Raw genomic sequence first — 12262 nt, 5'->3', positions numbered from 1 at the left:
CACGGCGACTCACACGGGAACGGCAACATCAACGGATACGCCGCTTCCAGACACAGCCACTCCGACGTCCACAGACACGGTGACTCAGACACCCACCGCTACCGCGACCCCGACGAGCCTCGCGTCAACACCAGGTGATCCAGCAGCCCCGAACGTGCAGGCGCCGCGCTTCACGCCCACAGCACCTGAAGGTGCACCGCCGGCAAGCGACGTCGACGCACCCGCCGCCGAAGGTACAGACGGCCAGGACGACGCCACTCTAGACCGCGATGCGTCCGTCGATCCCGCAGGTGACTATGGAGACGTCGGGCCGTCGTCCCTGTCGCTCCCAACCGCAGGCAGTTCTGAGGCATTCGAAAATCGGAAGCGTCTCCCCATGATGCTGGCTGTTCTCCTTGCCGGAGCAGGGACTCTCCTCGCACTTATAGGGCTCCGTGCGCGATCGAACGAAACGGCGTAAGTGGGTCTACCTTCTCCGTAACGCCATCCCTGCCGCGCTACGGCCGGGCGATCGCACGACTCCGCCATCGTGTCGCGGTGGCTTCGCGACTGTGGGCATGACCAGACAGAACATAGCCTTCAGGATCGATTCCGAGGGCGCCCTGGGTCCAGCTGTGAACGGATGCCGACGGATGTCTATGCTTTTACGTCAAAGCTGTCTTCGAAGATGATCGGCAATGCGTCCTCGTCGCCCTCAAGCATCACCTTGATGGCGACATTCAGCTTGCCCGACCCGATCGAGGGTGGTGCCTCTAAAATTGACTGGATAGCATCGACGCCTCGAGACGTGCGGAACCTCTGCGACTGCACGCGGTTGCCCTCGTCATCCGTGACCTCGTAGTCGATCATCTGCTGGACGTCGGAACGGGGAAGCCTGATCGTGATGCGGCGCGACGTGCCGGCCTCGACCGCTTCGCTTCCATCGAGTTCCAATACCACCTCGTTGGGCGGGACTATTTCCTCAGACATCTCGACACCTCGGACTCGCGGCGAAACCAGCTAACGACGATGAACACGAGGAGGATGATCAGGATCACGAGGACGACGGCCGCGGACAGCGCCGCATATTGGCGTTCACCCAGTGCTAAGAGGATGGCAGAGCTGCTGCCAGCGGCGATGGCGAGCAGCCCGATCACCGCCGTCAGGACGTTATTGGCGGCACGGACCGACGCGAGCGCAAACTGCACCATCGTACGTTTAACACACAGCTGAGGAGCAACGCTGTCTTTGGTCGCGGGCGGATCGCCCCCGCCCTCTCGGACGTGGACGGTGAACGACGCTCGCCGTACGAGTCTTGTCGAGTTGCTGTCGGGATCGACGGTCAGAAGAAGGTCGATGGCGCCGCGAAGATCCAGTGCGAGCGTCTTTAACACCTGGCCCTGGTATTGAATTCGCAGGGGGTTGCCAGTTTCGACAAAGATCGACTCACCGGCAGCGGGGACGCCAGGGCGAGCGATCCGTGCCGTGGGATCGACGCCTTCTTCAATCAGGCAGGGAACATCCACGAGCAGGATGCCGGAGTCGCTCGTGAACCTGCACGTCCCGGAGGGCGGTCCTGGCGCCGGAGGGGGCGACGCGGTTGAACCTGTAGCTGGGTGAGTGACAGTGCCCACTAGTTTCTCCAAGGATAAGCAGCAACAACACTTATACTCTTGGTTCCGGAAGCGTGTCAACAAGCAGGAGAATCCTCTTTCACGCCGGAGCGATCGGAGATCGGGGGAAGTGTGGAGATCCCCATGTCCGGTCGCGCTTCCAGGACGGATCGTAGTTGCGCCAGCTTCCCAACTCGACGCGGAAAACCGGCATCGGTCCTCAGCCCGTCGTAAACGTCGAGCGAGAGGCCAGAGGCGGTCGAGCAGCGCCCCAGGACGGCCACCGTTGCGCCGTCGTCGGCCAACGGCGCGCAGAATTCGTCAGGTCGGTAGTGCGCGCCCCATACAATCATCGAGCCGTCGAGCGTCGTGATCTCGAACATCGTCTCACGCGTGCGATCGCTGATGGGGCGGACGTAGCCGCGGTCGCGGTAGGGGAACACGGTCATGCATCATTGATCCACGCCCTGCCTGCAATCTCGAAGGGGAGGAGGTCACTTGCCGGGGCGATCGCTACGGGACGATCGTGTCGTGCGAGCACCCAATCCGACCCCGAACCGGCCTCGGGATCAGCGCTCACATCCGGGCCACCAACATCGCGATGCTCAGTAATGCAAGCGCTACAGAGAGCAGCATCAGAGCCGATTCGTCGGTGGCGATAACCCATGCGCGATCGATCACGTGCGTCTCTCCGCTCACATCGGTTACGTGTCCCACGATCACGCGTGCTCGCCGGCGGATTTCACGCACGCGCTTGCTCAGCACGCGTTGCACCAGGCTAACGAGCAACACCGCAACCGCACCGACGCCAGCCGCTGGACCGAGATGCTCGGCGTTCACCCAGTAGCTCGTGAGGAACGGGAAGGCACCCCAGGCGGCCGCAAACCACAGATCCGAGTGCAGGCGACCGTGGAACCATTCCAGGTTGTAGGCAGGAGCAATGAAGGCGCCAAACGCCACGAAGGCGAGCAACCACGGAGAGACGAGCGCCACCCCGAGGCCTCCCAGCCCTGCGGCGCCGGCGATCCCTCCGATGGCGATGCCACGTAACACGCGGTCCGGGATGTGCGTCTGCAGGGGGCGTCCATTGAGTTCGTCGAGCGCGTGGGCGCCGAGGCCAAGTGCCAGGAAGAAAGCGAGCAAGCTGGCGCTGAGGCGATCGTAATGAACCGTGGGGGCCAGCGCGGCACCCATGACCACGTAACTTAGGTGCCAGATGGTGTAGGGCGGGTGGAGCAACGTGACGTAATCGCGCCATGCGCCGGGGCGCAGCGCGTAAAAAGCAGGCGGAGACGCCGACGCAGCGGTCGGATCGCGCAGGCCGAGCCGCGACGGCCTCGTCACGCCCTCGTGCCGGACATCACCATTGCTCCACCGAGCGAGAGATGTCGCACACGCACGTCGCGCAGACCGCACTCGTACCAGAGATCCACGAGCCGATCCTCGGGCCATCGTCGGTAGAAGTCCCGGATGCTCGGCCCAAGAAACGAGCCGACGCGTCGCCAGTTTGCCGCGAAGGCCGCACCCGCGACAGGAAGGAAAAGGTCGGTGTACAAACGCCACAGCGGATACGGTATGCCGCTTGGAACGGCGAACTCAAGAGAGACGAGTCTCCCCCCGGGCCGGACAAGGTCAGCGAGCTGGCGGACCGTCCAGGCGACGTCCGACACGTAGCGCAGGAGATAACTGAACACCACGGCGTCGAACACGCCATCTCTGAAGGGGATCATCTCGGCGGTGCACTCCAAGAGATCGAGCCTGACGCCTTGACTGAGCGCGCGCTCACACGCCGATGAGAGCATCTCCCTTGTGACATCGGCGCCCACCACCTGCATTCCTGACTGGCGACCGAGACGTAACGCGATGGCGCCGGTCCCGGTCGCCATGTCCAGAATTCGAGCCGGCGGTTCCACGCCAATCTCGGATTGCACCTGTCGGTGCCAGCGGCGGTACTGGAGAAGGCTCAATGCTTGGGCGGGACCGTCGTAGCTCCTCGCGATCGCTGAAAAGAGTGTGAGTGGTACCGCGGCCGCGTGGACGGCCGGCTCCATCGCGCGCCTAATATCGCCTGCGGTCGCAGTCGGTCGCGTGGGCATCATGCCAACCTCCAAGGAGAGGGTACCGCGGAAGCGCGAAGGCCTCTATGAGCCGCATCGTGAGGGGACACCCTTGCGAGGCGACTTCCACGCGATCAGCGAGGACATCGCCGGGCGACACTATCAAACGATAGTCGCGTTACGCCGATTGAACCGTCAGTGCTAGCATGTGCTGCAGGACTTCGTCAGCCCTTTGCTTAAGACGTTGAAAAGACTCGGCGTCTTGATCTTCAATTTCGAATCTAATCCTCTGAATGTGGACGTATGCCCACTGAACGAAGGACGGCTCAATCTTGCGTGGGCATTGTCGGACATAGGTAACGAGCGCATGCGGCTATTTCTCGGGCATCGCGGATTCGTGGAGAGTGCGACGTTGGGAATCTGGGGACTCGAGGAGAGCTCGCCATGACCGAACAGTCAGATTCCCCAAGCACACGGGATCTCCTGAAGTCGGCCATAGATCGGGCGACAGCGGGGGCCGGGCCGGTAATGAAAGTGAACTTTGTAGACGACGAATGGGTGATGTCGGTTCATGAACTCGAAGCCTTTTGGCAGCAACACCCCGTCGCCGGTTTCTGCACTGTCTCGTCGCGGGGGAAGCCACACGTAGTGCCGATAGAACCCGAGCTGGTCGACGGCACTTTCACCATGAGTACGTTTGCGAACGCCGTTCGCATATCCGACCTGCGCTCGAATTCACAAGCCGCCCTGATCTCGTGGTCGGGTCCTTGGGAGGTGGTAGTCGTATACGGGAAGGCTACGATTGAGCCTGGCGAAGCGGAAGAAATGGTGACGGTCCGCTTGGTTCCCAGCCGAATCTACTGCATTCGGCCGCCGGCTTGGCACCACGCGGCCAAAGCGTGACGTTCCGGATGCTCAGGAGGTGTTGTGTTTACGCGAGTTGATATTGAGACGGGAGTAGGCGAAGCAATTGAGTTTGCAACAAACGGACGAGTAAAGGCCACCTCGATCCGCCCCGACATGTTGCTCCTCGGGGCGGAAGGATCAGGCGCAATCGCCTTAGATTTAGACTCGCTTGAGGCACTCGATCTCACCATGTCATTGGAGGAGCGATTTGAACGCGACCTGCCGACAGACATCGATACTTCTCTCGTGAGGACCGTGAGAGATCTGTGCAACTTGGTGGATATGAATGTCAACATTCCCGGGGTCAGCCGCTAAGTAGCCAGCCCAGCAATCGAACGCCGTGAGTATGGCACGCAGCGACAAGCACTCGGTGGCGCGCGTGTAACGCTCATCGGTGTACCGAGGACGAGCAACCCTATGCCGAACGACAGCCGCCACGATTCTCGGCTCCTAAGTTGGATCGAAAGTCCTAGTACCGAGCGGGGCATCACGTCCGTCGCCGGTCGCTCCCGCCATAAACGACGATACGAAGACATGGCCCGGGACGTGCTGGCTTTGGCGTCCTTGCTCAGGGCCCAAGCACCGCCAGGCTCCCGAGTTGGCTTGGTGCTGGGCGATCCCTATTCCTTCGCGATCGCCCTCTTTTCCACCTGGTATCTCGGTTGCACGGCAGTTCCTATCGCCGCGCCGAGCGCTTTTCAGCAACGCAGCTCGTACCAGCAATATGTGCGGCCACTACTTGAACACGCGGCCGCGAGTCTCACTATCTGTGAACGCGAAACACTTCCGTTACTCGAGCATGTTAACGGCGGTGTCTTCTGCTATCCGGATCGTCTTCCGCGCAGCCATCAATTGGTCTCCGGCGCCCTACCAACGATCGCGCTATTGCAATACACCTCGGGCTCGACCGGGACACCCAAGGCGGCGGTTATCACGACGAGAAGCCTGATCGCGCAGACGGGAATGATCCGAGCGACCCTTGAATTGGGCGATGATGATTGCGTCGCGTCCTGGCTTCCGACTCATCACGACTTGGGTCTAGTCGGCGCATGGATTACGCCGATCGTGTTTCAGATCAGCACGATGATCACCAGTCCGCGAGAGTTTGTGCGATCGCCGAACGAGTGGATCGAGGCGATGGTAAACGCCGGCGGCACCATAAGCGGATCCCCTCCGATCGGGTATGAGCTCCTGCTCCGGCGCCTCCAAAGAAGCGAAAGGCTCGATCTCTCAAGATGGAGGGTTGCAATCTGTGGCAGTGAACCCGTCGACCCATATCTCTTGCGGAGCGCCACGCGGCGCTTGGAAGACTTCGGCTTCAAGCGTGAGGCGTTTCTTGTGGGCTATGGCATGGCAGAGACAACGCTCGCGGTGTCGGCGACGCCGTTGCCTGAGCGTGTTAAGGTCGCAGTTCTACGGCTCGATGGCGATGAAGGAGAGGCGCTTGAGTCGATCTCCTCGAGTGCGTTTGATGAGCTAGAAGATCCAGAGTCGTCATCGAGATACGTGACTTCATGTGGCCGGCCATTGCCGGGCGTTTCGATCCAGATAGTTGACGAAACCGGAGTCTCCGTCGAATGCGGTGAGCTGGGCGAAATCGTCGTCACATCACCGAGCGTTTTTAGCGGCTACCTGGATGAACAAGTGGTTGAGAAAACGCTTCGCACAGGAGATGTTGGCTTCTTGATGGACGACGAGCTTTACGTCGGTCTTCGGCAGGGTGTGCGAACAACGATCTTCGTCTCGATTCAGCTTTCGATCTGAAGTCGGGGAGCCTGGTAATCGAACGAATCGTCGATTCGTTCGATCCTGAGGCGGCCCTCTTCACAGTAGATGCGAATCCCGGATGTCAACCCCTGCCAGCGAATCGTTGCACGAGCTTTCCGCTGATCGATGACTTTCACTCTGATGCGTCGTGGAGTACCGATCATTTGAGCCTTGCGGTGGAGACTCACGGGGACATTTGGGACGGCTGTTTCATCGACGGGGCGTTCCGATCTGGTCCCGGTTGCGGCGGTGGCCCGCTTCCTCCGGGTGGAATACGCCTAGTCGAGTTCATTGGGTGTGCCGTTCGCGGCATGGCTGACGACTGCTGAGTGCTCCCGCCGCTGGCTAGGAGCAACTTTAATGGGAGCGTCGAGTGGAGCGCTATGACGCAATAGGGCGTCAGTCGCGGCCCTGCCGCGGTTCCGCCGGCGACATCGTCACGAGGCCCATCCGCAACGCCTGGATCACGGCTTGCGTCCGATCGTTGACGTTGAGCTTCGAGAAGATGTTGGCGATGTGGTTCTTGGCGGTCTTCTCACTGATAACGAGCCGCTGCGCGATGTCGCGATTGGTGAGTCCATCTGCGGCGAGCTGTAGCACTTGAAGTTCCCGCTGACTGAGTTGCTCGTAGGGAAGAGGGCGCAGCGCCTGCTGCGATTCGCCCGCGAAGTGATCGAGCACCCTCCTCGCAATCACCGGGCACAGCATCACCTCACCGCGGTGGGCGGCCTCAACCGCACGGCGCAGCTCTTCTGGCTCCGCTTCCTTCAGCACGTAGCCACGCGTGCCGGCGCGCATGCCGTCGAAGACCGACTCCGGGTCATCGAACATTGTCACGAGGATGATGCCGATGTGCGGGTTCTCCTTGAGGATCGCGCGTGTCGCTTCGATCCCGCTCTGCTCGGGCATCTTGATGTCCATCAGGATCACGTCAGGCACAAGCTCGTTCGCCAGCGTGACCACGTCGCTTCCATTGGCCGCCTCTCCGATGACTTCGATGCCAGGCATCTGGCTGAGCATCGTGGCGATGCCCCTGCGAAAGAGCGTGTGGTCGTCAGCTAACAGGACTCGGATGGCTTCCAAGTGCCGCCTCCGTTCTCTTTTCAGCCTGGCGGCTCGGCACGGTCAGCCTCACCTCGCAGCCGTTCCCCGGGCTGCTTCGTATCCATAGACGCCCGCCGGTGATCTCGGCCCGCTCGCGCATCCCTAGGATGCCGACGCCCGCATCAGTTCGCGTGCCGTGGCGGCGTTGGTCGAACCCGCTTCCATTGTCCCGCACCGTGAGCTCGACGCCGTCAACGGTTTGTCGCAGATGCACTTCAACGTGATCGGCGCCTGCGTGTCGCTGTACGTTGATTAGAGACTCCTGGAGGACACGAAAGATCGTCACCTCGGCGTACGGATCAAGCGACACGGGTGACAGGAGCGACAGCACTTCGATACCTGTCTCACTGGCGAATTGCTCGAGATGCTGCCGCGTCGCGCCGACGAGCCCCAGTTGGTCAATGGTGAGCGGCCTGAGCCCGTTGATCAGTTGGCGAATATCCTGGATGTGTCCTCTCACCGTCTTGCTCAGGTCTTCCAGTTCAACTTCTGCGGCCTGGGGATCGCTGCGTACCAGCGGTTGGCAAGCACGCAATCGGTTGACGGTGACCGCCAGTGAGGGCCCGAGACCGTCGTGTAACTCGCGAGATATGCGCCGTCGCTCATCTTCCTGCGCTGCCGTCACCCGGATGATCTGATCCCTTAGCGCCCGCGACCGCTCCTCGGCGAGCGTTGCTGCCTGCAAGCGCGCCAAGTCGTCAGCCATGCGGTTGATGTGGTCGGAAAGCTCGCCAAGTTCGTCACGGCTCTTGACCTCGACGGGCTGTGAGAAGTCGCCGGTCGCGATCCGCCGCATCGCCTGCTTCATCTTCTCCAACGGCTCGATCACGGAGATGGCGATTGCCGCGCCGAGGGTGATCGTGACCAGGGCGCCGATGATGGCAAGCATCGGAGCGGAGGAGAAGAGGAATCCGTGCTGCGTCTGCTCCAGGTCTTCAACGGCGGCCGTGAGACGCTGCGGATCTTCTTGCTGGAGGTCGAGGATCGCATGCAGTTCGACGTGCATGTAGTCCATCGCCTCGAAGTTGATCACAGCGCCCGCTACGAACAGCAGCGCCATGAGGCTCAGCGCCGCGACGATCTTCCAGCGGATGCTGAGCTGGACCCGCGCGATGACGCGGGAGAGGCGGGTCGCGACGAGCCGGATCAGCACGTAGGCCACGGTGAGGATGATGGCGAACGGGAGTGCGCCAGGGATCAAGAACGCTTCAATCAGCGCCGCCGACGCGACCACCACCACGACCGCAGTCAGAGGCTTGTGCCGCCAGAGGACGTTGATGCTCATGGTAGGCAGACTATACACCTGTTCTCTGCGCGCCCCGCCCTCGCTGACGTCAAGTCTTGCTTTCGGCGAGCGCGCGCCGCAGGAAATCGCGGTCTCCCAGGAGCGTCTCGTCCGGGATGTACATGCGTCCGTAGCGTTCGAGGTAGACGAGTTGCTTGATGGACAGAAACCCCATGCGCATCATCGGCGTCTCGAACGCGCCGGACTGCACGGCGCTGCGGTACGAACGTCCGGCCGCCCTCATTCCCGCCAGCTTTTGGCGGATGGAGCGCCGGGTCGGCGCTTCACCGGTCGCGAGGCGCACGACGTCGTCACCCGTCAGGAGCAGCGAAGACATGCTGACCTCGCGCAACGGCAACACGAGCACTGGCTCCATGTTGGCCCGCGTGAAGCGACGGATCTGCTCGTCGTTCAGCCCCAACGCGTAGAAGCTCGGACCGTTCGCGCGGATCATGAACACCGTCAGGTCATCCCACGCTTCCTCACGGCCCGCAGCCGCCTCGCATATGCCGCGGAACATGAGCAGCGACTCGTCGTCGAGCCGCGAGATGATCCCCCAGTCGATCATGCCGAGCCGGCCATCGGTGAGCAGCAGCAGATTGCCGGCGTGGATATCCGCGTGGAACGCGCCGGCGCGAAGGCTCGAAACGACCCAGGCAGACAGGAGTTCGCGGACCAGCGGCGCCGGGTCTACGCCGCGCGCCCGTGCATGCCCCAGATCATCCAGCGGCTTTCCATCCAGGAGTTCCATCGTCAAGACGCGCCGCGAGGAGTGCGCGTGATAGACCTGCGGCACGACGAGGAGCGACATCTCGAACTCCGCGAAAAGCGCGCGGAAGGCGTCCATCGTGCGTGCCTCGTTGCCCAGGTCCAACTCCTCGGCGATTTGCGCCTTAAGACCCACTACCAGTCCCACCATGTTGTAGGCCTGGTCGATGCCTCGCGCCGCGAGGAACCGCACCCATGCCTCCATCATCGCGAGGTCCGTCGCAACCGCGCGCTCGATGCCCGGCCGCAGCACCTTCACGGCGACGGGGGTGCCGTCTAGCAACGTCGCACGGTGGACGACCGCGATGGAGGCGGCCGCCAGTGGCGTCTCCTCGAAATGAGTGAACACGTCACCGAGTGGGCACCCCATCTCCGACTCGACGAGCGCGCGCACGTGTCGAAATGGCACCGCGGGCCCAGCATCGAGGCAACCCCGGAACTCCTCCGCCACCTCATCGCCGACGATGCCAGGAGCCGACGCGATGAACTGCCCGAACTTGATGTAGGTAGCCCCTAGACCGTCGAAGATCCGTCGACCTGCTGTCGCCGCGCCGCCCGGCCGCCGCAAAAGCTTGCGGGCGGCTACGGGCGGCATGTGTCTGGCTGCGAGCGCGGCGATCCGTGTGAGGCGTCGGACGCGGCGCACGAGGCCACCGCTCGGCAGGTCAATCGGACGAGGGGCGAGCACCCGCGACGATCGCTCAGCGGAGCTATCTTCCGCTGCACCATGGTCGTCAAGCACTCGCACCTCCATCACCTCAGCGCTTTTCGATGATGCCGCAGGCGATGCGGCCACCGGCATCGCCGGTAGCAAGCGTCGTTGCGTCGGGGTCCGGGTCGTAGCGGTCGGTCGGGATGTTCGCGTAGTTGTCAGGGCCAGCGTGCAGGATGAACGCGCTTCCATCCGCGTCGAACAGAGCGTTCAGCCCAAAGCGATCCGTGGAGAAGCGCGCTTCAGCCTCGCCGTCGGCGTCGACGTACAAGACTGGCAGGTCGCCTGCGTGATCGCGGTGCGTAGCGCTGCTCGGGTTGTAGTGCCCGCCGGCTGAGGTAAACGGCGCAACGCACGCAGCAGTCGCGTGTACGTGAAAGCCGTGGAAGCCGGGAGTCACCGATCCATCAACCTCTATTCGGATCTCTACCGCGTCACCCCGTTGCTTGAGCTTCACCTTCCCGACCTCCGCCTGGTTCGCATCACGCAACGTGGCGCGCGCGCTTGAGCCATCGCGGGACGAACTGCCGCCCGCCTCGCCTCCGGCCGCAAAATACGAAAGCCCGCCGACCAGAACGGTCGCCGCGGCGACCAGTCCCCATACCATCTTCATAGGATCTCCTCCTGATAGTTTGCTCGTGGGCAAAGCGCCCTCGAAGTGAGGCTACGCCGTAGCGGTCTCATTGCCATGGGCCTGCGGTCTCATTTGCAGTGGGTATTGCGTCCCAGAGGGGTGTCAACGATGACGCCGCGCAGGGCGACGGCGCGGACCAGGGTAGGCAGAGCCTGCAGGCCACTATGACGACATCGTGGCGTACGCATGTGACGCCCCTTTTGTTGCGTGCCCAAGAAGGACGATGACAATCCCTAAGAAGGACAATCGCGTTGACGACGTCGTTGTCACGCCGGACCCAGTCCGGATTGAGGTAAAGAAAATGACTCGAACGACTGCAGCATCCACCCATCGTGTCGGATTAGCGAGCCGATCAGTCTGGCGCCAACGCCATTTTCGTCTCATCCCGATCCCTGACGTTCAGGAATGGCAGAGCTCGTTCCATGATCTGCTTGGGATGTGTGAGAGGAGCCATATGCGTGGCGCCGGCGATCTCAGCGTAGCGGGAACCCTTGATGACATCTGCGACCTCGCGTCCAAGGGTAGCCGGAATCAAGAGACCCAGTTCAAACCCGACGACCAGAGTTGGCGCCGCAATGGTCGCGAGCGCATCCAGCCGCGGTTCGTATGCCGTATCACCGAACGCCCGGCGGTGCACTTCGGGCGGCGATGCGCCAGCGGCGACGGCCGCCACGACGGCGTCGTTGAAGATCATGCCAGGCATCATCTGGCCCCGCATCATCAGCACGGATCTCATGTTCGCGCCGTCCTCGGTGCCGAGAGTGAGGGAGTCTCTGTATGCCTTACTGAACACGCGGAAGAAAGTCGTGAACCTTCCGGTGGTGGCCAAGAGTACGATGCGCCCGGCGAGATCATGACGCGCATCACGGCACCGCCTGACCAACCCCAAACGCACGCGGATCGCAATTCAAGCGCATCGAGTAGGCCGGCGAGGCCATCCGTGAACTCCAGGATTGATGCCGAGGCGGGTCCGTGGTTTTCGAAGATCCGCACGCGCCGTCCCGCCTTGACTAGCGGATCGGCCAGCCTGTCGCTGCCCCGCCAACGGCAAGGGGGTTGTTCACAAGGACGACGAGAGGGTCGTCGCCGACGAACTCGTATTCAAGCCGCTGGCCGTTTATCGTAAGTGACTGCATGGAGGGTTCCGCGTTCGTAAAAACGGCGCGCCACTCACCTGAGCGAGGGTAGGGGTTAGGACGCGCCGACAACAGCATCGCGAACACCGGGCACGATGTCCACATGGTGTTCCGCACCCTGATCTGAAGGGACCGCCCGAGGAGTACGTCGAATTCGCCCAGGGTGCGTTCCCGGCTGGCGCAAGGGCCTCGACAGGCCGATCCCAAAACGAGAGAACAGGTGAAGGCTGAGATGCTGGAAACTATCCGTGGAATACTACGATGGCGAGCGCATCAAGTTCGGCCGCAACATCTTCCGTCG

Annotated in this window: 13 protein-coding genes; 3 read left to right on the top strand and 10 right to left on the bottom strand. The window is 62.2% G+C overall.

Features of this window, described 5'->3' with window-relative positions; translation table 11 throughout:
- Nucleotides 1–636 precede the first annotated feature (636 nt).
- From WEB52_00605 to WEB52_00585, 5 genes are all read right to left on the bottom strand, one after another.
- A complete protein-coding gene (locus tag WEB52_00605) occupies nt 637–969 on the bottom strand; it encodes a hypothetical protein (GenBank protein ID MEX2224927.1) in 333 nt (110 codons plus the stop codon).
- Complete coding sequence (locus WEB52_00600) at nt 954–1505, bottom strand: hypothetical protein (protein ID MEX2224926.1); 552 nt, start codon at nt 1503–1505, stop codon at nt 954–956. Before WEB52_00600 ends, WEB52_00605 begins: the two co-directional genes overlap by 16 nt.
- Nucleotides 1506–1669: 164 nt before the next feature.
- Nucleotides 1670–1975: a hypothetical protein gene (locus tag WEB52_00595; protein ID MEX2224925.1), complete on the bottom strand. Its 306-nt coding sequence runs from the start codon at nt 1973–1975 to the stop codon at nt 1670–1672.
- A gap of 193 nt (nt 1976–2168) precedes the next feature.
- On the bottom strand, nt 2169–2936 hold the full coding sequence (locus WEB52_00590; GenBank protein ID MEX2224924.1) for a hypothetical protein: 768 nt from the start codon (nt 2934–2936) through the stop codon (nt 2169–2171).
- Nucleotides 2933–3691, bottom strand: a complete 759-nt coding sequence (locus tag WEB52_00585) for a class I SAM-dependent methyltransferase (protein MEX2224923.1) — start codon at nt 3689–3691, stop codon at nt 2933–2935. The genes WEB52_00590 and WEB52_00585 overlap by 4 nt, the downstream gene beginning before the upstream one ends.
- Nucleotides 3692–4093: 402 nt before the next feature.
- Between WEB52_00585 and WEB52_00580 the strand changes: the two genes are divergently transcribed.
- From WEB52_00580 to WEB52_00570, 3 genes are all read left to right on the top strand, one after another.
- Nucleotides 4094–4552 (top strand): pyridoxamine 5'-phosphate oxidase family protein, encoded by a 459-nt coding sequence (locus WEB52_00580; GenBank protein ID MEX2224922.1) that lies wholly within the window; start codon nt 4094–4096, stop codon nt 4550–4552.
- A gap of 24 nt (nt 4553–4576) precedes the next feature.
- Nucleotides 4577–4870, top strand: coding sequence for an acyl carrier protein (locus WEB52_00575; GenBank protein ID MEX2224921.1), 294 nt, complete (start codon nt 4577–4579; stop codon nt 4868–4870).
- Between the two features lie 102 nt (nt 4871–4972).
- Complete coding sequence (locus WEB52_00570; protein MEX2224920.1) at nt 4973–6319, top strand: AMP-binding protein; 1347 nt, start codon at nt 4973–4975, stop codon at nt 6317–6319.
- A 402-nt stretch (nt 6320–6721) separates the two neighbouring features.
- On the opposite strand, the gene WEB52_00565 is transcribed toward WEB52_00570, so the two are convergent.
- The 5 genes from WEB52_00565 to WEB52_00545 form a co-directional block, all read right to left on the bottom strand.
- Nucleotides 6722–7405, bottom strand: a complete 684-nt coding sequence (locus tag WEB52_00565; protein ID MEX2224919.1) for a response regulator transcription factor — start codon at nt 7403–7405, stop codon at nt 6722–6724.
- Nucleotides 7377–8486, bottom strand: a complete 1110-nt coding sequence (locus tag WEB52_00560) for a sensor histidine kinase (GenBank protein MEX2224918.1) — start codon at nt 8484–8486, stop codon at nt 7377–7379. Before WEB52_00560 ends, WEB52_00565 begins: the two co-directional genes overlap by 29 nt.
- Before the next feature lie 274 nt (nt 8487–8760).
- Entirely contained in the window at nt 8761–10074 is a 1314-nt protein-coding gene (locus WEB52_00555) for an AarF/ABC1/UbiB kinase family protein (GenBank protein ID MEX2224917.1), read from the bottom strand.
- Between the two features lie 163 nt (nt 10075–10237).
- On the bottom strand, nt 10238–10804 hold the full coding sequence (locus WEB52_00550; GenBank protein MEX2224916.1) for a superoxide dismutase family protein: 567 nt from the start codon (nt 10802–10804) through the stop codon (nt 10238–10240).
- Nucleotides 10805–11177: 373 nt separating this feature from the next.
- Complete coding sequence (locus tag WEB52_00545) at nt 11178–11654, bottom strand: hypothetical protein (protein ID MEX2224915.1); 477 nt, start codon at nt 11652–11654, stop codon at nt 11178–11180.
- Nucleotides 11655–12262 lie beyond the last annotated feature (608 nt).

Source organism: Dehalococcoidia bacterium, from assembly GCA_040902535.1.
Lineage (GTDB): Bacteria > Chloroflexota > Dehalococcoidia > DSTF01 > JACRBR01 > JBBDXD01.
The sequence above is the reverse complement of the archived record's forward strand: the minus strand, read 5'-3'. Positions and strand labels throughout refer to the sequence as shown.